The following is a 23491-nucleotide window of genomic DNA, read 5'->3' as shown; positions in this document are numbered from 1 at the left end:
GTAAGGCCCGCCGATGGGTTACGTATGAAAAACGCTATCTACAACAAAATCACTTTATTGGCAGGTCTTATCATCCTTCAATCCTCATTCGCCTTGGCAATGGGGCAGCGTCTTCCATCATCAGGAGGAGGAAGCACGCGACCAACAACACCAACCACACCGACAACTCCAACGACACCCACAGAACCTACGACGCCACCAACATCAGGAAGCGATGTCACACCTTCTTGGGAGGCAAAAAATTCTGCAGGCAAAACTTGGACAGCTCACGTTAACAATGAACTCGATAGACTTGGTCAGGATATGCTGGATGTTATCCCCGCAGACGCAAGCACTTTCTGCCCGAACTATAAGAACCTCAGTTATGCTCAACGTAAGCAGTATTGGACTCACCTCATGTCTAACATGGTTCGCTTCGAAAGCAGCTACAACACGAATACATCTTACACGGAGGCATTTAACGACAGCCAAGGCCGTCGTGTCGTGAGCCGCGGTCTGCTGCAAATCTCGATTGAGAGCGGCAATGCTTACGGTTGCGGCTTTAAAACTTCAAAAGATTTGCACGATCCATTGCAAAATCTAAGCTGCGGTATTCGTATCTTGAATCGCTGGGTAGGACGTGATGGACGTATAGCTGGCAAAGTGAGTGGCAGCTGGCGTGGCGGCGCTCGTTACTGGGCGGTTCTGCGCGCGGGAGACAAAACCTCGTACCAAACTATTTTAAGCTCAAGTAAAAAACTATCTATTTGTAAATAAAGTTCAACCGGATTTCAGGGCCATGAACATCCCAGTGGCCCTGGAATTCTTAAAAAAATAAAGTCGCCGTGATAGAGCCTTCACGCAAAAGATAATAGTTATACAGACCACCAATCATCAGATTTCGGGTCAATGTATACTGAATTCCGCCGAAATACTCTTCTTTCACTTTTTGGTATTCCAACGTTTTCGTCTCGTAATTATAAGCCGGTGTCGGAGAATCTTCGTCGCGTTTAGCTGCGGTAAAGATAAATTTTCCCAGTGTCAGGCTAGCCGTATACAAATTAATTTTTGCTTCAAAACTTTCATCTTCGGTTTTAAGCAACATGTTGGAGTAATTAAGAATCACAGAGTTTAAATATAAACCGACGTTGTAAGTTTGAACTTTGTACTTCGTAAGTTCTTCCGCAGGCCCGCCCAGACTGCGCGCGTCCCATTGTGTTTGATCCTCGTAGACCGAATAGCCAAATGAAAGAGGACCTAAAGCTCCGCTTAAGCCTCCTCCAGGTGTGACGTTATAGCTATTCTTGTTATACTTCGCCATGAGTCCCAATTTCAGATTGTACTTTTTGAGACCGCTGCCTTTTCGCTCTAACAAATTGAAGGCGGCCGCTAACGTGATTTTCTGATTCGGATATTTTAGTTTTTCATCTTTGCGCTGAAAAAGTTCGTCCGTTGTTTCTATTCCGGGTGCACCAAAAAATGTGTCTTCACTATTGGAAGGAGAAAGTGCCGCGCCCATGCGACCCGTGCCTCGCACCAAAGAAAGATCTGCTTCCTGAGAAAAATAAATAGCTTCGATGCCGTATCCTTTTTCCGTCGGTACGGCCGAAGGATTGATTTTAATTTGAGTTCCCGGAGACGGACTTGAAGGATCACGACGAAAGCGACTGCATTCGTTGATAAGATAACAATTCGTTTCCGCATGAGCAAAACTGAGACTGAATTGGATTAAAAAGAAAAGGGACAGGAACTTGGTCACTCTTCAAAAGAGTAACTTTGAATCTTAAGGCTGTCTAAAAATTGCCTTTGTCCCACGGCCTTGGTATAGCTGACTCATGTACAAACTGCGCCCCTATCAGCAAGAGGCCGTTCAGGCCACGCTGAAACATTTTAGGAAGGAAAAGACACCCGCAGTGGTCGTCTTGCCAACAGGTGCGGGGAAAAGTCTAGTTATCGCCGAACTGGCTCGATTGGCGAAGGGCCGTGTCTTGGTTTTGGCGCACGTTAAAGAATTGGTAGAGCAGAATCACGCTAAATATATTTCTTTTGGATTGGATGCAGGAATTTATTCTGCGGGCTTGCAGCGCAAGGACATGGATCAAAAAGTGATCTTCGGCAGCATTCAATCGATTGCGCGGGCGTCGGAAGATTTTTTTGATAGTTTTTCCCTATTAGTTATCGATGAGTGCCACCGCGTTTCGGTTCAGGATGACACCCAATACTTCCAGGTGATTTCTAAGCTGCAAAAGGCAAATCCCGAAATCTGTATATTAGGTTTGACCGCGACACCATATAGATTGGGTTTAGGTTGGATTTATCAATACAACGAACACACCAAGACTTTACAGACGGATGAAGAGCGTTTTTTTAAAAAGTGCATTTATGAACTGACCATTCGTTACATGATTAAAAATAAGTACCTGACGATGCCAGTGAAGATTGACTCACCGGTTGCCTGTTATGATTTTTCAAGTTTGAAGCTTCATGGCACTAGCTATGTTGCGGCCCAAGTGGAAGCCGTTTTAAAAGATCAATCTCGCATCACGCCGCTTATTATTAAAAATATTATCGACATGGCGAAAGAACGTCAGGGTGTGATGATTTTTACAAGTTCTGTTACTCACGCCATCGAGATTATGAAGAATCTTCCGCCGTATGTGGCCGCTCTGGTCGTCGGGGATACACCGGGACCAGACCGGGACGAAATTATCGATGCCTTTAAGAATCGCAAATTAAAGTATCTAGTGAATGTGTCGGTACTGACAACGGGGTTTGATGCGCCTCATGTCGACGTGATTGCGATCTTACGTCCCACGGAATCCATCAGTCTTTATCAGCAAATTATCGGCCGTGGTTTGCGTCTTTCCGAGGGAAAAACAGATTGTTTGATTTTGGATTATACGGGCCAAGGGCACGATCTATTTTCTCCGGAAATTGACGAAGATAAACCTTCAAAAGAATCAGAAATTGTGGAAGTCCCTTGTCCTCAGTGCGGAGCTATCAATCACTTTTGGGGGCTACGTGATCACGACGGAACAATCAAAGAGCATTTCGGGCGAAAGTGCAAAGCCGCCTTTGAAGATCCTGTCACCCAAGAGATCGAAGCTTGCGGTTTTCTTTTTCGTTTCAAGCGTTGCGAGAAATGCGGAACCGAGAACGACATTGCCGCACGAAGCTGCAAGTCGTGCGAAAATATCCTAGTAGACAATGATAAAAAGCTAAAAGAGGCAATGTCGCTTAAAGACGCTCACGTCTTGCACGTTGAAACTATGACCTTCACGAAAGGTCACGATAAAAAAGGTCAAGAGCGACTCGAAGTTCGCTATTACGATCATAGTGCGCAGTTTTTAACTGAGTATTTTTATTTAGACAGTCAGGAAAACTGTCATGCCTTTTATTTCAATTTCATTCGTATGCACAACCGGTTGCCTGAAAAGAAAATCTTCGTTCGTAGTATCGACGAAGCGCTGAAGTTTGTTCCTCAGTTTCGTAAGCCTTTGTTTGTTGTGGCAAGAAAGGTGAAACACTTTTGGGCCATACGCGAAAAAATTTTCGAATAGAATGAGTCCATCTTAAAATTAAATTACTGACATCATGACTGGGCTTTTTACCAATTGAGATGAAGTAACTTGAGCTTCAGTGGGTTAAAAACCCATACTAAACAGACCATGCTATATCTAACACTTGTACTTAGCTTATTCTTTTCCGTCGGTGCTTTAGCGAAACCCAAAGTTCTTACATTTATTACTCACGAAGCTCCACCTCATATGAGTGAAGCGATGCCAGATCATGGCGCGGTCTTTTACAGCCTAAAAAAAGTTTTGGAAAAGAAAGGCTACGGCATCAAAGTCATTTTTGCACCTTCATGGACGCGCGCGAAAATGAATGCGGTGAAGGATCCCAAAATAGATGGCTTAGTTCCGGTGCGTACCATTGAGAACACAGACCAATTTATTTTTACCAAATTATTTTATAAAAGTGCTTGGTTGATCATTGAAAGAAAAGATCATCCGATTGTGTGGAATAAGATTTCTGATCTTGCAAAATACACCGCTGGAAATATTCAAGGTGTAGAATTGCGTGACGGAATTAAAGAACTGGCTGAAGCCGGAAAAATGAAAATCGAAACTGTGGGAACCCCACTTAGCAACTTCTTAAAAGTAGCCACAAAGCGGGTGGATTTTGCCTTTTCTGACGAATTGGTATTCCGGTACACCATGGGCACGGAGCCCGAGCTTAAACCTTATCAAGGCGTCTTGCAGTTAAATCCGAAACCCATTGTCATTGATCGCTATGGCGTGGCTTTAAAAAAGTCCGAAGAGGCCCAAGCCATCGTGAAACACATTGAACTTCACGAAGCAGACTTTTCTAAATACACGGAAGAATATCTGACAAGCCTTCTTCCTAAGAAACCATAACCAGGACTTATTTGTTTCCTAATAACTCGAGAGTATCTTGTGCCAATTTTTTGGTAAGCTCGTAAGCCGGAAGGCTCTGGCCTAATGCAGCCGATTGGCCTGACCACATCTGCACGAAATCTGTGAGGCCTAGTTCCTCTGATTTTTTTCTTAGTGGATTTACTGCAGGGCTAGCGAAAGGAAATGGTGGCGCCATTTCTGAAATAGGTCCTTCTTGCTCGATGAATCGATTGCGAATTCCGCGTGCGGGCTTTCCGCTATAGACATTCGTTAGCACGGTTTGATCATCTGTCGTCTGCTGAAGCCCTTGCAGGTAAAGTTTTGAAACCTTGGCTTCGGGGCAGAAAAGATACGCGGTGCCTAATTGCGCTCCACAAGCGCCAAGAAAAAAGGAAGCCGCGATTCCTCGCGCATCCGTTATTCCTCCGGCCGCAATCACCGGAATTTTCACGGCGTCCACTGTCTGTGGAACTAAGGCCATTGTTCCGACTTGAGCTGCCATATCGTCAGTTAGAAAACTTCCTCGGTGTCCACCGGCTTCGAATCCTTGGGCGATAATGGCGTCGCATCCTCTTGCTTCTAACCATCGCGCTTCCGCAACGGTCGTAGCCGAAGAAATAATTTTGCAACCGGCCTGGCGAAGTCGTTTTACCAGGTCAGCAGCCGGAAGCCCGAAGTGAAAGCTGACGACTTCCGGTCTAAGTTCCTCAACCACCGAGCAGTATTCTTCATTAAACGGAGCACGTGTCGTAGCTGCATAGGAAGCATTCGGATCAATGCCGAGCTCAATATAGTATTTGCTAAGATGCTTTTTCCATTTTTCTTGCAGGGTTTCGGTGTTCTCTGGATTTTCATGACAGAAGAAATTCAAATTCACAGGCCTTGCCGTTAAAGAACGAAGTTTTTTAAATTCGTCTTTTAGCTGCGTGACTGAAAACAGAGTGCATGCCAAAGAACCAAGTCCTCCGGCATTAGAAACTTCTGCCGCAAGTTCGACAGAATCTACACCCGCCATTGGAGCCTGGATCAGAGGAACGTCAATGTTAAAGAGCTTTTGAATTCTGTTATCAGGCCAATTTTTCATGCAATATCTCGTTTGTTCTATTTTCTTGCCATATTGTAACGCCCCAAACTGGTTTTATTTTGAGCTTAGAGGCGACACGTAGCAATATCGGAAGACACATGTGAGCCCAATCGGTACGCATGATTAGCTCCTTGAGGACCCCATGAAAACCATTAATTTCGATCAGTCTAACGCAACCTTGTTGATTCAGGTATTTCAAAATTCGCCTTCCTTTATGGCGTTCGTTGAAGGGTCGCATTTTATTTTTAAATTCGGCAATCAGAAATTTTTTGAATTGATCGGGCACAACGAGATTATTGGTAAGAGGGTCGAAGAAGCTCTGCCCGAACTGGAAGAGCAGGGTCTTCTGGATATTTTGCATACTGTTTCTCAAACGAAGACTCCGTACAAGGGTTTGGAGGTTCCGGTTTATTTTAATGGAGCCTTGGGACGCCTAGAGAGATTTTTGGATTTCACTTATCAGCCTATTCTTTCTGACCATGGAAATGTCGTTGGTATTTTGATCGAGGGTACGGATGTTACTGAAAAAGTTCTGTCTCGAGTCGCCTTAGAAAAAGCCAAGGCCCTGGTTGAGAACGAGCGAAGTAATTTTCGCTCTCTATTTAAAGATACACCTCATCTTGTGTGTATCTTGAGAGGCCCAGAACACCAGTTTGAATTCGTGAATGAGGCGCATATAAGACTGCTCGGATTTGATGCGACCGGGATGAAGGTGCGCGAGGCGCAGCCCGAATCTGTCGAGGTGCACGGGCTTCTTGATGACGTTTATAACACAGGTGTGACAACTCATCACTACGAGATACCGGTGACATTAGGAGATCGAATCCGTTATTTCAATCTAACATACAGTGCCCGTCGCGATGACGACGGGAGAATCAACGGAGTTATGGTTTTAGCTTCTGAAGTAACTACGCATGTTGAAATGCGAAAGGAATTGGAAGCTTCAAAACAGACGCTCGCATTAGAGCAGCACAAATTAGATGCCATCTTTCACGTCTCTCCTGCGGCCATGGCCCTGTGGGTGGGCGAAGACATGGTGTTTGAAAAGCTGAACAGTGAGTATCAGAAAATTTTCCCGGGACGGGATCTGCAAGGTCGCCCTTTCTTAGAAGCTTTGCCTGAACTTGGTCAATTTGGCGAACTTGTCAAAAACGTACTCCGAACCGGAGAACCTTTTGTGGGAGTTGAGTTCCCTGTGCCCATACGTCGCACTGAATTTGGTCCGATTGAAGAACGCTATTTTGATTTCACTTACATTCAAATTAAAGACGCTCATGGAAACCCCTACGGCGTTTATGATCACGCCATCGATGTCACCGATCGGGTGACGGCCCGAAAGGATCTTGAAGCTGCTAAAAGCGAAGCCGTCCGTGCAAACGAACTGAAGTCCGCCTTCTTGGCAAATATGTCTCATGAAATTCGCACGCCGTTGGGTGCCATCATGGGTTTTGCCGATCTTTTGCGTGATCCTGATCTTCCTTATGAAGAGCGCGTAAATTATCTTGAAGTCCTGCAAAGAAACGGGAATCAGCTGACGGTGATTATCAACGACATTCTGGATCTTTCCAAAGTAGAAGCCGGGCAAATGGCCTTAGAGTTTCTGCCTTTGAAACCTGAAACCGTTGCTCACGATGTGATTTCTCTTTTGCGTGTGAATGCTTCAGAGAAAGGTTTAAAGCTGGGTTTTGAACGTGATCCGTCGACTCCAGCAGAAATTCACTCAGATCCAACGCGCGTGCAGCAAATTCTTATTAATCTTGTGAGTAACTCGATTAAATTCACTCACTCCGGAAGTGTTTCTATTCGCACCTTTGGTCAGACTGAAAATGGCCGGACAGTGGCTGCATTTGAAGTCATTGATACCGGTATTGGTATTCAGCCCGATCAACATGAAAGAATTTTTGAAGTTTTTGTGCAAGCCGACAGTTCAGTGACTAGAAAGTTCGGTGGCACAGGCTTGGGTCTTTCACTTTCTCGGCGTTTGGCGCGAGTGTTAGGCGGGGACGTTGTTGTTAAAGAAAGTCAGATGGGCAAAGGCAGTACCTTCTTAGTGACGATTGCCGATCAACCGGAAAAGAAAAAGGCCGTGATTCCGGTGGTGGCTCCGTTATCATCGACGGAATCGGGTGGTGAATCTGATAAGCCTTTGACTGGAATTAAAGTCTTAGTTGTTGACGATACACCTGACAACCAACGCCTTATTAAACATTTCTTACGGCGAGCGGGAGCAAACTCTGACGTTGTTGATAATGGATTGGTGGCACAAGCCAAGGCTTTAGAGGGCGACTACGACATCATTCTTATGGATATTCAGATGCCAGAAATGGATGGCTATACTGCAACTCAACAATTGCGTGAAAAAGGTTATAAAAAACCTATCATCGCGTTGACCGCGCATGCGATGGCGGAAGTCCGCAGAAAGTGTCTAAGCGTTGGATACACAGATCATTTGACGAAACCTATTAACTCCGCCGATTTAGTCAGTATGGTTCATCACTACGTTCGCGCGTAGTGCGCGTGCCATGTTAAAATACCTATTTAGATTCTGACAAAATCAGTCGAACATGAAGTTTTCTTATAACAGGAAAAATTTATGAAAAGATTGTTTTTGTTATTACTGTGCTTCAGCTTGCTGGCGTGTTCAAACAACCCGCCAGTGGAAAAGTCCGTCGACACCATATTGATTGGCGGTGGTATTATGAGCGCCACGTTAGGGACTTTACTGAAAGAGCTTGATCCTAAGATGAGTTTGGAAGTCTTTGAAAGATTGGATGCGGTGGCGGCAGAAAGTTCTGCGGCTATGAATAATGCCGGAACGGGGCATTCCGCATTTTGTGAACTCAACTACACTCCGGAAAATACCGACGGCAGTATCAACACTAAAAAGGCCGTCGACATTAATGAATCGTTTGAAGTTTCAAAACAGTTCTGGGCTTATCAAGTCCAACAAAAGGTTCTTCCCGATCCCAAAATTTTTATAAACAACGTTCCCCACATGAGTTTTGTCTGGGGTGAAGACAATGTAAAATATCTGAGAAAGCGTTACGATGCTCTTCAACAGGAACCTCTTTTTAGAGGCATGCAGTACTCAGAAAATCACGACGAGATCAGGCAGTGGATTCCTTTGGTGATGGAGGGGCGTGATTCTACGCAAAGAATTGCGGCCACTCGCATGGATATTGGGACAGACGTCAACTTTGGATCTTTGACCAAAGCTTTTTTTGAGCACATGTCCACCTATGCCGATGTAAAAATCAATTTGCGCCATGAAGTGCGCGATATCAAAAGGAACGAAGACTCTACTTGGAATGTAATCGTCAAAGATTTAGAAAATAATTCGTACAAGGCTTATAAGGCGAAGTTTGTCTTCATCGGCGCTGGCGGAGGCGCCTTGAAGCTTTTGCAAAAAAGTGGCATTCCCGAAGCAAAAGGTTATGGAGGAGTTTCTGTCGGCGGGGAGTGGCTGGTGACAACGAACGAGGCTCTGATCGAACGCCATCAGGCTAAAGTTTATGGCAAAGCCTCGGTGGGCTCGCCACCCATGTCGGTTCCACATTTAGACACTCGTGTGATTGATGGAAAAAAGGCTTTATTATTTGGTCCCTTTGCTACTTTCTCTACTAAATTTTTAATGAACGGTTCTTGGTGGGATTTATTCAAGTCTTTAAATGCCAGCAACATAATGCCGATGATAAAAGCGGGGTTGGATAATATTCCTCTGACTCGTTATTTGATTGAGCAACTTCTGCTGAGCGAAGATGAACGAATTGCGACCCTGCGTGAATACTTTCCTAACGCTGAAAAGGCCGATTGGAAATTAGAGATCGCGGGACAACGAGTGCAAATTGTAAAGAAGAACGAAGAAAAAGGCGGCGTGCTGGAATTCGGTACCGAAATTGTTGGTTCCGAAGACGGCTCCATTGCGGCTCTTTTAGGAGCTTCGCCGGGGGCTTCAACCGCGGCTCCGATCATGATCACTTTAGTTGAAAGATCTTTTAAGGGACGTATGCAGACGCCGGAATGGCAAACTAAAATTAAAGAAATCATTCCCTCTTACGGAAAGAAACTGAATAGTGATTTAGCCCTTTTAAATAGGACTCGAGAATGGAGCAGCAAGCAGCTTCAACTTAAATTTATTAAAGTTAAGGAGCTGCCTGCTGAAAAGAAGATTGTTAATAGGTAGCATCGTTTTCGCGACGCTGTTCAAAGTGTTTGGAAGCGACGATGCTTGCTTTTGCAATCACCAGTTCATGTAGGAAAGCGATAACTTCTTTCTGATTGCGTAAGCGATAATGAGCTTCGGTGATGCCTGGCCCCACTTTAATCGAGAACCCTGTCTCTCCCAGAGCTCTGAACATATCTTCATCCGTTCGGTCATCACCGATGCAAATAATTGAACCCGCGTCTGTGTTTCCTAACTGAAGAAGCCAGCGCAAGAAGCTTCCCTTGTTGCACTCAATAGCCTTAGCCTCGACAATATTTGAACCCATCGCGATAGAGACCGGCTCATTCGCCATTCCTATTTGAAGTTCATCATGCAGCTTTTTAGCTTGGAAATTAGCGAAGTCAGCCGGTGATTGACGGAAGTGCCACACTAAGGAAGCACTCTTTTTTTCCACCCAAGCTAACGGCACTCGGTCTGAATAATCATTCATAACCTTTTCAATTTGTGGATACCACGCCTGAATTTCTGAAGCGATTCGACTTTGCCAAGCCTCTCCTGGAAACTTAAAGTAGGCGCCGTGTTCTGCCGCTAAACCAATAGGCATATCCGCAAACTGTGATTCTAAGAATTCCTTAGAGCGTCCACTAATAACAAAGACTTCCATTTTTTCATGAAGTGATAGCAAAAGATGTTTTGTTTCTTCTAAAAGAGTGGCTAACTCAGGACGCTTGGCTAAAGCGACGACAGTGCCGTCGTAATCTAAAACGACTTTCATTTTTCTTGTTTGCAGAGCTTTATGTAATGCCTTCGGCCATGATTCAGGCGGTGCTTGAATATCTACGACCTTCTTGCTTGAGATCTGGGTGATTTGTTCTAGGTCCTTTAGAAAAGCCAATGCCCACTTTGTAGAAGAGTAACGAGAAAGAATTTCCTGTAGATGTGACAGTCTTTCGTAGCGTTCTTCAAAACTCATTTCAAACGCCTGTTTGATCGCATCGGCGATCGCGTCGACATCCCAAGGGTTTACGATCAGGGCATCGCTGAGCATTGACGAAGCTCCTGCAAATTCACTTAAAATCAACGATCCTGGCGTTTCCAGGTCTTGGGCCATGACATATTCCATGGCGACAAGATTCATTCCGTCCCGCTTGCTTGTGACTAATGCCGCGTTGGAGCTTCGATAGAGAGCCAGTAATTCCACCTCAGAAATAGATTTAAAGATGTAGTGGACGGGAATGTATTCGGGAGTTCCAAACTGACCATTGATAGAACCGACCAGCTGTTCGATTTCTTTTTTTAGATCCATATAGGCAGGAACATTTTCTCGCGTGGGCACGGCGATCTGTAAAAGAGAAATCTTCCCTATAAGCTCAGGATATTTAGTGAATGCGCGATGAAGGCCGCGCAGTTTTAAAACCAAACCCTTCGTATAATCTAAACGGTCCACGCCCAAAAGAGTGAAGGGAACATTGCTGACGCTTGCATAGTAGTCACATTTTTGCTGTACCTCGGGCGACGAGGCCTTTGCCTTATAGGCGTCGCTTTCGATACTGATTGGGTAAACTCCTAGATGGGCCGTATGTCCATTCAAGTCAGCCTTAAAGAAAGAAGTATCCAATCCTAAAATGGATTTTAAGCTCACGGTAAATTGTCTTAAGTAAGAATGTTCGTGAAACCCGATAAGATCTGAATGCAGCATTGCTGAAAGAAGTTCTTCGCGCACGGGAAGCTGCCGAAACAGCTCAGCACTTGGAAACGGAATGTGCAGAAAGAATCCGATCTTCACACCGGGTAAACGTTCGCGAATCATTTTGGGCAATAGCAGAAAGTGGAAGTCATGTATCCAGATCGTATCTTTGTCAGTTGCCACTTTAACAATTTCATCTGCCATGATTTGGTTTGCTTCTTTGTAAGCCTCCCAATTTTCACGAATGAAACCTGTCAATTGACTTTCATAATGGAAAAGAGGCCAGATGATTTCGTTAGAAAATCCATCATAGTACTTTTCGTATCTTTCTTTCGAAATATAAACAGGATAACTTTGTAAGTGAGGGTGAGCTTCGCGGACTTTGTTTTGCAGTCGCTCTGCTTCGTCTTTGTCGGTGTCAAAACCAAACCAGGCAAACGGCTCATCAAGACTGACTCCGAGCAACGCAGAGACAAGTCCGCCACTACCTCTTTTCAGTTCGCCGTCAGCAGTGATGTTGAATGGCAATCTGTTGCTGATAAAAATTCGTTTTGGTTTTTCTGACATCAAGGTCCTCCGAAAATGAAATGGGATTTTGGTTTCAAAGAAAGGTCTGAAAATGGAAAGCGCTACGTTTAGTTCACCTCATCGTTATGATCACGGCTTGATAGGCAACTGCGCCTACACAGCATTAGTAGATACGAAGGCTAATATTAGCTGGTTGTGCTGGCCAAGATTCGATTCCAGCTTCATTTTTGGTCCGCTGCTAGATCCAGAAAAAGGCGGACAGTTTTCATTCACACCGTCGGGGAAGAATTTTTCGTCGTCGCAATCTTATATTAAGAACACCAACATACTTTCGACTCGCATCGAAACAACAGATGGTGCCTTTGAGGTGATCGACTTCGCCCCACGATTCAATTTGTTCGAACGCTATCATAAGCCCTTGATGCTCTTTCGCAAAATTAAAAAATTATCAGGTCGTCCGCGCATCACGGTGAAATGCAATCCTGTCGGTGATTACGGGAAAATTCAGCCTCGAGTCATGTTGGGAAGTAATCACATTCGATATGAAGGTTTAGAGCAACCCGTGCGTCTTACAACAAATGCTTCGCTCACCTATATAGTCGAAGAAAAAGAATTCACTGTTACAGAAGATTTATATTTTGTTTTATCGTGGGGAATTCCTTTAGAAGGCCCCCTGCAAGCGACTTTCGAAGACTTCTATAAAAGAACAAAAAATTATTGGACGAAGTGGGTTGAAAACTGTCATTTGCCGCATATTTTTCAAAAAGAAGTTATTCGGTCCGCTTTAGCTTTGAAACTTCATCAGTATGAAGATACCGGTGGTATCATCGCCGCTTGCACCACAAGTCTTCCAGAGATTCACGATGAAGGCAGAAACTGGGATTATCGTTTCTGTTGGTTGCGCGATACTTACTATACGTTGTCGGCTTTAAATTCATTGGGACATTTCGATGAAATGGAAAAGTATGCTCACTTCGTCGAAAACCTAAATCCCCATGATCTTGCTTCATTACAACCTGTGTACTGTATAGATGGCTCACCAGAGATGACGGAAATCGAGTTAGAGCTTCACGGTTACATGGGAAATAAACCGGTGCGTGTCGGAAACCAGGCCTCTATGCAGATCCAGCACGATGCCTACGGACAAATCCTTCTGGCGGTCTTTCGACTTTTTATCGACGAGCGATTGGTGGGACGAGTTGACCAAAGCTCGGTGCGATTGATGAAAAGTATTTTGCGTTACATTGAAAAAACAATGGAGACACCCGATAACGGTGTGTGGGAGTTCCGTGGCAAACAAGCGATTCATTCTTACACTTTGATGTTCCATTGGGCGGGGAGTGCTGCGGTTCGCAAAGTCGCACGCCTTATGAACGATGAAGAGCTCGCAGTGCGCGCAGAAAAAGCGATGAACTATGCAAGTGAGCTTCTGGAAAAATGTTACTCGCAGAAAAAACAGGCCTATGCTCAGGCATTGGGTTCTGAAGAGCTTGATGCGAGTGCCTTGCAGCTGATCACTCTGGGGTACTTTCATGATAAACCCAAAGAAATCGCGTTGAAACATATCGAAGCTATTGAAAAGGAACTGATGCTTTCACCAGGATTCCTTCTTCGCTACAAACACGCGGATGATTTTGGTCATCAGAAGTCGGCATTTTTGGCTTGTAGTTTTTGGTATATCGAAGCCTTAGCCCAAATGGGTCGCGCGCAGGAAGCGCAGGAAATTCTTCAAAGCATTATTCAAACGCAAAATCACGTCGGTCTTATGAGTGAAGACTTTGACGTTGAAACTCAAAGCCAATGGGGGAACTTCCCGCAGACGTACAGTCACGTCGGACTGATCAACTGCGCATTTGCGATTGATAAAGCTTTGACGGCACCGGCGTTCTTTTAAGATTGTGGAAACAAAACTTGAATTGTGAATTGGATCCTGAGTAGTCTTTCGTTATGAACATGCTACAAGGATCTTGTCATTGTAAGAATATTCAGTTGGAGGCAGGGATGACGGCATCACCTGAAACGATTCAACCTCGAGCCTGCGACTGTGATTTTTGCGTGAAACATCATGCCGCTTATGTTTCCGATCCTCAAGGATCTCTAAAGATTAAGTTCCGCAACGAAGCCCTTGTAGGTTTTTATAAGCAGGGGAGCGAGACGGCGGAATTTCTTTTCTGCAAAAACTGCGGCATCCTTACCGCCGTCATTCATAAAGCTTCCACAGGTATTTATGGAGCCGTCAATAGTCGTGTGCTTGAAGCAAATTTTGCTGATGAGCTTAGCGTTTCTCCTAAAAAGCTGTCCAAAGATGTAAAGACCCAGCGCTGGCAAGAGGTGTGGTTTCCTAATGTCTTAGTGGGTCCATAGGGGTCGGTTTGCAGCAGCCTTCTGCTTTTTCGCAAGAGTGAGTCTTAGCAAAGTGGTGTTTCCTAAACGACGGGTGAAGATTCACAAGTCATAATCGATCTTAAGTTTACTGAGACTTAGAAAAAAGGAAACGCAAATGGCAATTCAAAAATTAGTGGCTGTTTTCACGGTTTTTCTTCTGACTTATTCAAAGTCAGAGGCTTGTACACGCGCCGTTTATTTAGATGGAAAAATCAATGTCATCACCGCACGTTCGATGGATTGGAAAGAAGATATCATGACAAACCTATGGATTTTTCCAAGAGGAATGGAAAGGTCCGGGCAGGCGGGTAAAAACTCTGTTCAGTGGAAATCAAAGTATGGAAGTGTTATTGCCTCTGGTTACGATATTTCCACAACGGATGGAATGAACGAAAAAGGATTAGTGACCAACTTACTTTGGCTGGTGGAATCCGAATATCCAAAGCTGAGTAAGAAGCCAGGGCTCGCGATTTCATTGTGGGCTCAATACGTTTTAGATAATTATGCCACCGTCGCCGAAGCCGTTGACGCTTTAAAGTCGGAACCATTTACCATTGTTACCGCGAATGTTCCGGGACAAGAGCGGTTGGCGACACTTCATTTATCTCTTTCAGATTCCTCGGGGGACAGCGCCATCATCGAATACATTGAAGGAAAGCCTGTTATACACCATGGACGTGAATATCAAGTGATGACGAACTCTCCCACTTTTGAAAAGCAGCTCGCCTTAGAAAGTTATTGGAAAGACATTGGTGGTACAGTCATGCTTCCCGGGACGAATCGAGCGTCGGATCGTTTTGCCAGGGCCTCGTTTTATATTAACGCCATTCCAAAGAGTAAAGACCCCGTGGTTGTGCTCGCCAGTGTGTTTAGCGTGATTAGAAACGTCTCTGTTCCTTTTGGTATCACGACTCCGAATCAACCCAACATCTCCTCCACACGCTGGCGAACGGTTGCTGATCACCTCCGCATGCTTTATTTTTTTGAGTCAGCGCTGACACCAAATACGTTCTGGGTGGATTTTAAGGACGTCGATTTTTCAGAAAAAACGGGGAAGGTTCTGAAGCTGGATTTAGGAAAAGATCAGCGCAACACCTTTGCCGGCAATGTCGCCAAAGCATTTAAGCCCAGCGAGCCTTTCAAGTTTATGGGACTTTAGATCGTTTTTGCTCAAACGCAGGCTTGCATAGCGCAAAGCGCAATGCTATCTTGGCTTTTCTTTACGTTCCTGTCCCGGAGAGGTGGCCGAGTGGTTGAAGGCGCACGCCTGGAACGCGTGTGTAGGTCACAAGCCTACCGAGAGTTCGAATCTCTCTCTCTCCGCCATTTCCACATTCCAAACTAAGCCAGTAATAAATGAACTAGAGACAATGAACATCGGCGACCGATTCGAACGAAAGAGTTCGAGAAAAGTCGCACGATGCGATGATTTGCAACTATACTGATCAAGGGGATGAACGTGGATATAACTATCAGACAAGAAAATTTAGAAGATATTCCGCAAGTTCAAAAACTTATTGAAAAGGCCTTTGAGAATGTGGAGCATTCTGACGGATCAGAACCTTTTCTGGTAGAAAAACTACGAAAATCGAAAAATTTTATCCCACGGCTTTCACTTGTTGCGAGTGGGGTCGGAAATGAAATTGCTGGCCACATTCTTTTTACTCCCATTGAAATTGTGCGGGATGATGGCTCATCTCAAAAATCTTTAGCTCTTGGCCCTGTGTCGGTATTGCCCACTTATCAGAATAAAGGTATCGGCGGATTACTAATCAAACGAGGCCACGATATCGCTAAGGAGCTTGGATTTACGTCCATTATCTTACTTGGTCATCCGCAGTATTATCCAAAATTTGGATACAAGCCCGCTTCCTTATGGAATATCAAGGCTCCGATGGATGTACCTGACGAGGCATTTATGGCGATTGAACTTTACCCCAACGCTCTTGCTGATGCTTCGGGATGTGTTAAGTATCCCCCGGAATTTGGAATCTAAAAAATTCTTTCCGTCATTCCCTATTTATCTTCTTGTTTTTCCAAATAGCTCCTTATCGGGTCCCAGTTGTATTTGCGCCATCCCAGCTCAATCGAGGGAATCATTTCCTTAGGCACGCCTCGATGAATCAGGATAAGTTCAGTGCCGTTTTTACTGGTCGGCTTTAAGTTGAAAGTCGCCATTGAGAATATACCTTCAGGGAAGCTATGGCCTCTCCAAGCCTGGACGATTCTTTTATTTCGAACCAGCTCGACCATGATTCCTGTTGCCTGTCCTCCATAAACTGAAAATGGAGCTCCGGCTGATTTTCCGATTTTAGCTTTTTTACCTGTTAAGGACGCATACTTTTTGGAGTCTGTGAGTAAACTGTAAATCACTTCAGGGGGAGCCTTAAAGTGAACCTTTTGTTTTATTGTTTTACACATCTTTTGCCTCGTGAGTTCGTAATATAGCTCAAAGAAGCGCGAAGTCACCTAACGAGATTCTGTTCGGCTTTATTCGTGTGTTCGCTTTTTAATTATAGAAAACAGCTGGAGCTAGGTCCACAAGATTAAGGGTGATAAGCCCGGCCATCACTCAGCGCTTTGCTGCCGAACAAGTTCAACTGGTTGCCCGTAATAAAATCTGCGAGTGAGTTCAGCACATTGGATTTCGATGTTACTGCCCAATACATCACGCAATCTGTGTCGGTTGTATGGTGAGCGTGACTGCCATCTTCATGATCCGTTACCATTGGCAAACCCAGATTCACCAGACCAATCGCATGTCCCACTTCGTGAACGACCGTCCCTTGCTCAACATAGCGCTGACTGACGGGATCGCCTCCCACAGAAGTGACAACATCCTTGAAGACAAACACAAATGGATATCCAGTGAAGTGAAGACCCAGAATATTGGCGTTGCCCTCATAAAGGCCCTTAACAAAAATCACGGCAACTTTGCTTTGTGTGGCACTTGACGTCTGTGCGTAGGTGGATCCAAGACTAATAAGCTGACTTGAACTCCAAGAACTTTGGTTCTGCGTTCCTATCGACGTCATTTGCGCCAGCGTCGATGGAACAGTGATCGTGCGACCGGTATGCGTACTGAATAGCGCCGAGTAACTCGACTTCGTGATGTCCCAAGTTTGATTCGCGGTCAGTCCGATATTACCGACATAGGGTTCGGCTCCGGTTTCATAAAAAACCTGAACCGAAAAATCGGTAACGCCGTCTGAAAAAACCGAACGAACGAAGGAGAGCTGGGCTGTTTCACCGCCACTTGAAGATGAGCCGCCTCCGCCGCAGCCATGAGCGAAAATAAGAGCCATCGAGATGATAAAAAGTAGGCGCCATTTCATTGAGATCTTATCGGCATTTATGGAAATCTTTCCATCTGTCTCAAGATAATCCAGACCAGTTTGAACTATCTTGTTCCCGTGGCTCTTGTGATAGGTGCGGGAGGCGGCATCTGAATTTCTGGAAGACGTCCGCATTTTCCTGTTAAAAGACCCGTGCACACCATGCCCACATGAATTGTTTTAACTAAGACAGAAGGTCCCGCGACCTTTTTGTAGGCTGTCATCTTGCGAATTTTCTCTGCAAGATCGTCATCAGAAAGACGACGAGGGTCGAACTCCATTTTTAAAAGACCTTTTGCTTTGAGCTTCGTAAGTTCTCTGCGGATGTTTCGGAAAATAGGCTCCATATCAGAGCGGTATTTTTGATCGGCCTGAATAAATTCATTCAGTGCTTCGATAAGTGCCTCGAGATCTCTTTCATCGATTTCCTGCATGGAAGATTCAGATTGTAATTCAAGTTTTGTGATTGCAGGGTTACCTGCTTTGGCAAAGGCGCCGGAAGAGAATAATCCAATAAGGCTGAAGAGAATGACTGAACGCATGCGCTAGTAAACCTCTTTATGAGTTTAGCTCAACCGCCTCCTTAAAGAAAAGAGGTTTTAGAACTGATGGTACTGATTTATTGAATCCACTTGAATCTTTTGTCTCAAATTGATCACTTTCAGTAAATGAATCTCTACGTTTGAGGTCAACATTGCCAAAGTGTTATCTATTGAAACCAGCATATACAAAAGTGTCGAGTTGAGGCGAAGCTCAATCGCTACTTTTCTAAAATCGATTTTAATTTCTTAAGATCCTTAGTTACCAACTCGGCGTCTTTGGCAAACATCTCTTCTGTCATATTGGGTCTGCGGAAAAGTGTGAATATCACTTCGCTGCCGGAGGAGTTTTTTATCACTCGGAGCGGATTGTTGAGGACTTCCCCTGAAGGCAACTCGACATCGTGATCGATAACACCGTAAGCATTTTTCTCAACGAATTTAATTTTAACCTGTCCCATAGGGGAGTTCGTAACCCACTCGGCACCTGACTTTTTTAAAGTCGCATCCGCCAAACCCGCCGCCCATTGCGGAAGATTTTCCGGATTAGAGGCGAATTGATAAACTTCTTCACTCGGACGGTTGATAGTTATGCTGATATGCTTAGCAGGAAACGTGGTCGTCATTTTATCCTTTGCGCTTTTGGTGCTTTTGCCGAAAGCTGACACGCACAATGTCGTAAGTAGAATGGTGATGGCCGTTTTAGACAGTCTCATTTTACAATTTTCTCTACTTCTGTTGGAGCAATAACTGAAATTTTGACGCCGCTTCCGTTCATGCATGAAGAAGTAATTTCGATACCGCGTTTTTCGCAGTAAAGAAGTTTTCCGCCGGAGCCTTGATACTCTTCACAACCTTTGAAGAAATTTTTGAACGAATCAATGTTGTCGCTAGCCGGTAGGGCTTTTCCGTTCAGACTGAGTTCACCCAAGTTTTTACCTTCAAACCAAATCTGCACAGCTTTATCGTCTTGCAGTCGGACTAATAAGTCTTTCTTTTTCATATATGTGGTCGTGGAAGGAGATTGTCGAGTGTCATCCTTGATGAAGCCTTTCTTTTGAAGCTTAGAGGCAGAATCTCCAATGGAGACTTCGCTCAACCGTTTACCTGGGATGATCGTCAGAAGGTTTTTCCCATTAGCACTGAATGCAAATGTAATTAAAGCGAGCGCTCGTGAAATCATTTTCATAGAACAAATTTTATTTCTGCCTTCAGTGGTGGTCAATAGAGCTACCGTTGAATTTTATGAGACGGTCTTAATTAAAAACAAAACCCTGAGCGGGATGCGGCTCAGGGCTTTACTCTTGCGGGGATTTTGATTGTATTTACATATCTTACTCCTCATTAAATTCTGGGTACGCGCCACCCAATGGGTTGTACCCATCGTGAATATCCATTTCTGTCGAATTGCCTTTTCTGTACATCGTTGCATCAATGCCATACCAACCAGTCATTCTTCCTGCTTTGGTGATGTCATCGTAAGTACGACCACCACAGTCTAAGTTTTCTTTCACTTCGCCGCGAACTTGATAAAAGAAAGGTGGGTAGTAGCCAGTGAAGAAAGTAGATTCACCCGGTTGCAAACAAGCGTTATCACTGATGCGGCTGATAGAGTTATAGATCGTCACCCAGACCGCGCGATCCATGTGATTGTTGAAAACTATCTGAGTTGGGATTGGTAAGTAGTTTGCTTCCGCGTTTTGAAAGTCGTCAGCTTTTGCAGTGAATGAAGCTAGGACGATAAGTGTTGCAATAAGTGTTTTCATTTTAAATCTCCTTGTCATTTGTTTGCGTTACACAAAGAGGTATTGCACTGGCGATGCCAGCTAATAGATCGTGTGATTTCAATAACTTAGGACGGATCTGGTCTGCGGGAATTTCGGCAACTGCTGGGTTTTCGGGAGGCATCTGCCGGGGCCTCGGCAGAGTCTTTGTTTGAGACTTTGGATTGATCCTTTTATAAAATGCAGGTAGATTCAGTCTTGAGCTTTGGCGAAGCTCCAGTTGCTGTATCAGCATCCAAAAAAACTAAATGCTCCTTTAGAGAAGGCATTCTCTAAATTCCCCATTTTGGGAAAAGGAGTATTTATGTAAGTCCGCTAGCAAAAAATAAATCAAAAATAAAATTTCATACTAACGTGTCTAATAGATACATATTTCATTTCTCGGAGAGAAAATGGATTTCAAAAAATTTGATCAAAGAAATTATCCCACCGTTTCTGCTAAAGAAGGTTACGGCGAATGGGCAGAGACTTATGAAAACTCAGTACCTGATCTTTTAGATCTTCAGACATTGCATCAGATAAAATCGGTGTCATGGAATGACTCGAAAGCTTGTCTGGATCTTGCTTGCGGAACGGGACGAATCGGAGTCTGGCTTAAAAGCAAAGGCGTAAACACCATCGACGGTTTGGATTTAACCCCCGAGATGCTTGAAAAAGCCAAAGCCAAAAACATTTATCAAAAACTGAAATTGGGAAGTGTTGAATCCACCGGACTTTCAGAAAATCACTATGATCTTCTCGTCATGAGTTTAGTTGATGAACATCTTAAAAATTTAAAGCCCGTCTATGAAGAGGCTCATCGACTTGCTAAGCCTGGAGCAAAGTTCGTCGTTGTGGGAATGCATCCTTTCTTTTTTATGACAGGAATGCCGACCCATTTTAAAGACAAAGAAGGAAACTCGAAAGCCATCGAAACAAATCTGCATCTTATCAGCGACCATGTCAGAGCCGCGATGGCTGCGGGCTGGAGACTTGAAGAAATGCACGAAGGTTTGATCAATGACGATTGGGTCAAAGTCAAACCCAAGTGGGAAAAGTTCAGAGACTATCCTGTGAGCTACGGCTATGTTTGGAGTCGCCCCTAGAAAGAAGACTCATGACTCAGAAGGTAATTAAACTTTCTGAGTCTTGATAATTCATCATGACTTTGTTTTCTTTTTTAGTTTGGATTTGTTCAATGCCGCCGCTTCCTTAATTAAGGCCTTGAGCGCGCGTTTATTGATTTTTTCACCCTCGCGGAAATCAATAGCGCGACGGACATTGCCTTCAAGACTTGAGTTGAAAAGTCCTGTGGGGTCTTTCAGCTTGGCGCCGTTGGCAAAAGTCATCTTTACGACAGCTTTATACGTTTCACCTGTACAAATCATACCGTCAGAATACCAAACAGGGACTCCACGCCACTTCCATTCTTCAGTGACATTGGGTATGGCCTCTTTCACGATCTCGCGAACCTGACCGAGTGTTTGGCCTCGCCAGTCGCTCAGTTCTTTAATTCGGGCGTCGATCATTTGTGATGGTGATTTTGCTTTTAAGACTTTTTTCTTTACAGCCATAGGGCCTCCGCTGGGGATTGACGGGAATATACTAAGCTTAAGAAGTTCGGGCCGCAAGCTTAGAGCGGCTGAGGTGCAGGATAGAATACTTTCTCTGATGATTTAACTTTAGCTCCTTCGGTGAGCTTGGCGGGTTCCACGCGATCACGTCCCATGAGGTGAAACACGGTTTCTCCATGGGCGAGAAGATAATCTGCAATGATCCGTCGATGGCAGCGCCACCACACGGCTTCAGAGCACATAATGGCGCAACGTTTTTTTCTGCCGAGCTGAATTAATTTCGCTAATCCATGAACGAACTCGTCGGAGAGGGCATAGTCCGCATAGTTATGAAAACTTTGATTTTGCCAGAATCCATTTTCAGTTAAGGGAATTGTTTTACGTTTGCTACGCAAACCTCCTAGCTCCGCGATGTGGCGATAGTCGATATTAAAGGGCTTTAAATTCTTGGGTAAAATATCTTTGTTATATTGTGGATTGGTGCGCGATCTTGGCACTGTTCGCACGTCGACGACAACCTGGACTTCGGCGACTTTTAAAAGTTCGACAAACTCTTCGATGCTTCTTGTAGAGTGGCCCACCGTAAAAAACGGCAGGCTTAATGCTTTCCCGAACTTTTCACCTTGCGCAAAGCAGAGCCCTTGTGAGACGCGATATGATCGGTTTTTTCGCTTTTGATTTCGTACTGAGGATCTTCTTTAGAAGCATGATGTTTGTATCCTTTATAGGTAAAATCCTTAGAGTGGACGGCGATGATTTTACCGCGCACGCGACCGGCTTCTGAATTCCAAGAGACATGATCTCCCACTTTGAATTTATTAGGCATTTCAACCTCCCGATTCAGCATTTATTATAAGACGTTTGCGCAAAGATTCAGATTTTTCAGAGATAAATGAAGGCGTTGATCTGACGATGGACGGGCACCTTTTGTTAGATCTCATTGAATAAATACAAAGATGGTTGCGGACAGCTCATGAATGCCTCAGCATAGAATCAGGAGAAGTTATGACCATGAATCAAAAGCCGCTGAAAATTGTGCTAACGGGAGCTCCCTCTTCAGGAAAAAGCAGCACGATGCGTGAGCTTCAACGCGTCTTTGGAGATCAAGTCGCGTTAGTCCCTGAAAGTGCGGTCGTTCTTCTGTCGGGAGGTTTTCCGGCCCCGCAACACGGTGATGTTGAGCAGATCCGGGCTTTCCAAAAAGCGATTCTGCAAGTGCAAGCAGGTCTAGAGCAAATCATTCCACGGCAGCATCCGCTGGCGAAAGTATATATTTTTGACCGAGGGTCTTTAGATGGCGCGGGCTTTTGGCCTTTAGGAGCCGAAGATTTTCTGCAGCAATTTGGCCTGTCCAGAGAAAATGAGTTTGCAAAATTTGATCACGTGCTTTTTATGGAACTGCCTTCACCGGAAGCCTTCGGTGGAGTGAATCAACTGCGCTTTCATGATTATCAACAAAGCAAACAAAGCGAAGATCAGTTGCGAGAAACCTGGGGACCTCATTCGGGGTTTAAAGAAATTAAAGCCCAGGCGACACTAAAAGAAAAAACATCCCTTGTCGTGGGCCTTGTAAGTTCACTTTTAAATAAAGCCTAAAGATGTCGCGTTTCTTTCGGCGGATTTAATTGATTGTCGTTAATGCCGTCTTCGTAAATCACCGGCGCGGATATGATTTCTTCCGGTGTCACATTATCAATAGTCGCAAGGTTCACGGCATAAAACCAACCATTGAAAATATCATGTTCAGGCATTTCTAAATAACCTTTGGAATAGACTTGCACGCCACAGTTTTTACAGAAGTAGTGATGAATGTGACCTTCAGGCCAGCCTGACGGGGAGGCGTGATAATTCGTTAAAGAGTCTTCACCGGTTTTTAATGTGAGTTGGTCGGCTTTCGTGAAGACTTTCTGATATTTCGTTTTCACACAGTAGGTACAATTGCATTTATGAATCCCGCGAGAGACATCTAAGTTCACGTCAAATTGAACTCTCTTGCAATGACAGCTTCCATGATAGGCTTTAAGCATAGAACCC

The 23491-nt window shown here is 44.5% G+C and carries 24 protein-coding genes and 1 tRNA gene; 12 read left to right on the top strand and 13 right to left on the bottom strand.

The window, feature by feature from the left end:
• Positions 1-24: 24 nt before the first annotated feature.
• On the top strand, positions 25-756 hold the full coding sequence (locus tag AZI85_RS15175) for a transglycosylase SLT domain-containing protein (protein WP_063244863.1): 732 nt from the start codon (positions 25-27) through the stop codon (positions 754-756).
• 49 nt (positions 757-805) lie between these two features.
• Here the strand turns inward: AZI85_RS15175 and AZI85_RS15170 are convergent, their stop codons facing one another.
• Positions 806-1738 carry a hypothetical protein gene (locus AZI85_RS15170; RefSeq protein ID WP_253721024.1) on the bottom strand — a complete coding sequence of 311 codons (933 nt, stop codon included), beginning with the start codon at positions 1736-1738 and terminating at the stop codon, positions 806-808.
• Positions 1739-1814: 76 nt separating this feature from the next.
• On the opposite strand from AZI85_RS15170, the gene AZI85_RS15165 reads away from it, so the two are divergent.
• Both AZI85_RS15165 and AZI85_RS15160 read left to right on the top strand, forming a co-directional pair.
• Entirely contained in the window at positions 1815-3539 is a 1725-nt protein-coding gene (locus tag AZI85_RS15165) for a DEAD/DEAH box helicase (protein WP_063244862.1), read from the top strand.
• A gap of 108 nt (positions 3540-3647) precedes the next feature.
• Positions 3648-4397 (top strand): substrate-binding periplasmic protein, encoded by a 750-nt coding sequence (locus AZI85_RS15160; protein WP_063244861.1) that lies wholly within the window; start codon positions 3648-3650, stop codon positions 4395-4397.
• 7 nt (positions 4398-4404) lie between these two features.
• Here the strand turns inward: AZI85_RS15160 and AZI85_RS15155 are convergent, their stop codons facing one another.
• Positions 4405-5481, bottom strand: coding sequence for an NAD(P)H-dependent flavin oxidoreductase (locus AZI85_RS15155; RefSeq protein WP_063244860.1), 1077 nt, complete (start codon positions 5479-5481; stop codon positions 4405-4407).
• Positions 5482-5623: 142 nt separating this feature from the next.
• Between AZI85_RS15155 and AZI85_RS15150 the strand changes: the two genes are divergently transcribed.
• Entirely contained in the window at positions 5624-7993 is a 2370-nt protein-coding gene (locus AZI85_RS15150) for a PAS domain-containing protein (RefSeq protein WP_063244859.1), read from the top strand.
• Positions 7994-8074: 81 nt separating this feature from the next.
• Positions 8075-9664: a malate dehydrogenase (quinone) gene (gene mqo / locus AZI85_RS15145; RefSeq protein WP_063244858.1), complete on the top strand. Its 1590-nt coding sequence runs from the start codon at positions 8075-8077 to the stop codon at positions 9662-9664.
• On the opposite strand, the gene AZI85_RS15140 is transcribed toward mqo, so the two are convergent.
• Positions 9654-11900, bottom strand: coding sequence for a bifunctional alpha,alpha-trehalose-phosphate synthase (UDP-forming)/trehalose-phosphatase (locus AZI85_RS15140; protein ID WP_063244857.1), 2247 nt, complete (start codon positions 11898-11900; stop codon positions 9654-9656). The two genes, mqo and AZI85_RS15140, sit on opposite strands and share 11 nt — an antisense overlap.
• A 52-nt stretch (positions 11901-11952) precedes the next feature.
• Here AZI85_RS15140 and AZI85_RS15135 point away from each other — a divergent pair, with 52 nt between their 5' ends.
• The 5 genes from AZI85_RS15135 to AZI85_RS15115 all read left to right on the top strand — a co-directional run bounded on the left by AZI85_RS15135 (position 11953) and on the right by AZI85_RS15115 (position 16242).
• Positions 11953-13755, top strand: a complete 1803-nt coding sequence (locus AZI85_RS15135) for a glycoside hydrolase family 15 protein (protein WP_063244856.1) — start codon at positions 11953-11955, stop codon at positions 13753-13755.
• 53 nt (positions 13756-13808) lie between these two features.
• The gene (locus AZI85_RS15130; RefSeq protein ID WP_063244855.1) at positions 13809-14225 is read left to right on the top strand and encodes a GFA family protein; all 417 of its coding nucleotides are present in this window, start codon (positions 13809-13811) and stop codon (positions 14223-14225) included.
• 136 nt (positions 14226-14361) lie between these two features.
• A complete protein-coding gene (locus AZI85_RS15125) occupies positions 14362-15405 on the top strand; it encodes a linear amide C-N hydrolase (protein WP_063244854.1) in 1044 nt (347 codons plus the stop codon).
• Between the two features lie 76 nt (positions 15406-15481).
• A tRNA-Ser gene (locus AZI85_RS15120) sits at positions 15482-15572 on the top strand.
• Positions 15573-15705: 133 nt separating this feature from the next.
• Positions 15706-16242 (top strand): GNAT family N-acetyltransferase, encoded by a 537-nt coding sequence (locus AZI85_RS15115; protein ID WP_172795343.1) that lies wholly within the window; start codon positions 15706-15708, stop codon positions 16240-16242.
• A 20-nt stretch (positions 16243-16262) separates the two neighbouring features.
• On the opposite strand, the gene AZI85_RS15110 is transcribed toward AZI85_RS15115, so the two are convergent.
• The 6 genes from AZI85_RS15110 to AZI85_RS15085 all read right to left on the bottom strand — a co-directional run bounded on the left by AZI85_RS15110 (position 16263) and on the right by AZI85_RS15085 (position 19886).
• Positions 16263-16667, bottom strand: a complete 405-nt coding sequence (locus AZI85_RS15110) for an SRPBCC domain-containing protein (RefSeq protein WP_063244853.1) — start codon at positions 16665-16667, stop codon at positions 16263-16265.
• 125 nt (positions 16668-16792) lie between these two features.
• Positions 16793-17581, bottom strand: coding sequence for a hypothetical protein (locus AZI85_RS15105; protein ID WP_063244852.1), 789 nt, complete (start codon positions 17579-17581; stop codon positions 16793-16795).
• A 65-nt stretch (positions 17582-17646) separates the two neighbouring features.
• Positions 17647-18123 carry a hypothetical protein gene (locus AZI85_RS15100; protein WP_063244851.1) on the bottom strand — a complete coding sequence of 159 codons (477 nt, stop codon included), beginning with the start codon at positions 18121-18123 and terminating at the stop codon, positions 17647-17649.
• A gap of 218 nt (positions 18124-18341) precedes the next feature.
• Positions 18342-18746, bottom strand: a complete 405-nt coding sequence (locus AZI85_RS15095) for an SRPBCC family protein (RefSeq protein ID WP_063245065.1) — start codon at positions 18744-18746, stop codon at positions 18342-18344.
• An 86-nt stretch (positions 18747-18832) separates the two neighbouring features.
• Positions 18833-19309: a hypothetical protein gene (locus AZI85_RS15090; RefSeq protein ID WP_063244850.1), complete on the bottom strand. Its 477-nt coding sequence runs from the start codon at positions 19307-19309 to the stop codon at positions 18833-18835.
• 145 nt (positions 19310-19454) lie between these two features.
• Positions 19455-19886, bottom strand: coding sequence for a hypothetical protein (locus tag AZI85_RS15085; RefSeq protein ID WP_063244849.1), 432 nt, complete (start codon positions 19884-19886; stop codon positions 19455-19457).
• A gap of 410 nt (positions 19887-20296) precedes the next feature.
• On the opposite strand from AZI85_RS15085, the gene AZI85_RS15075 reads away from it, so the two are divergent.
• The gene (locus tag AZI85_RS15075) at positions 20297-20989 is read left to right on the top strand and encodes a class I SAM-dependent DNA methyltransferase (RefSeq protein ID WP_063244847.1); all 693 of its coding nucleotides are present in this window, start codon (positions 20297-20299) and stop codon (positions 20987-20989) included.
• A gap of 54 nt (positions 20990-21043) precedes the next feature.
• Here AZI85_RS15075 and AZI85_RS15070 read toward each other — a convergent pair whose 3' ends face one another.
• Genes AZI85_RS15070 through AZI85_RS15060 form a run of 3 tightly spaced genes read right to left on the bottom strand, consistent with a single transcriptional unit; the run spans position 21044 to position 22283 of the window.
• Positions 21044-21457, bottom strand: coding sequence for a DUF1801 domain-containing protein (locus AZI85_RS15070; protein ID WP_063244846.1), 414 nt, complete (start codon positions 21455-21457; stop codon positions 21044-21046).
• Positions 21458-21516: 59 nt separating this feature from the next.
• Complete coding sequence (locus tag AZI85_RS15065; RefSeq protein ID WP_216635871.1) at positions 21517-22038, bottom strand: DUF488 domain-containing protein; 522 nt, start codon at positions 22036-22038, stop codon at positions 21517-21519.
• A 17-nt stretch (positions 22039-22055) separates the two neighbouring features.
• Positions 22056-22283 carry a DUF2945 domain-containing protein gene (locus AZI85_RS15060; protein ID WP_063244844.1) on the bottom strand — a complete coding sequence of 76 codons (228 nt, stop codon included), beginning with the start codon at positions 22281-22283 and terminating at the stop codon, positions 22056-22058.
• 179 nt (positions 22284-22462) lie between these two features.
• Between AZI85_RS15060 and AZI85_RS15055 the strand changes: the two genes are divergently transcribed.
• Positions 22463-23053 (top strand): ATP/GTP-binding protein, encoded by a 591-nt coding sequence (locus AZI85_RS15055; protein WP_081111038.1) that lies wholly within the window; start codon positions 22463-22465, stop codon positions 23051-23053.
• Here AZI85_RS15055 and AZI85_RS15050 read toward each other — a convergent pair.
• Positions 23050-23484: a GFA family protein gene (locus AZI85_RS15050; protein ID WP_063244842.1), complete on the bottom strand. Its 435-nt coding sequence runs from the start codon at positions 23482-23484 to the stop codon at positions 23050-23052. The two genes, AZI85_RS15055 and AZI85_RS15050, sit on opposite strands and share 4 nt — an antisense overlap.
• Between the last annotated feature and the right edge of the window lie 7 nt (positions 23485-23491).

Origin of the sequence: Bdellovibrio bacteriovorus, assembly GCF_001592755.1 — a bacterium.
GTDB lineage: Bacteria > Bdellovibrionota > Bdellovibrionia > Bdellovibrionales > Bdellovibrionaceae > Bdellovibrio > Bdellovibrio bacteriovorus_E.
The sequence above is the reverse complement of the archived record's forward strand: the minus strand, read 5'-3'. Positions and strand labels throughout refer to the sequence as shown.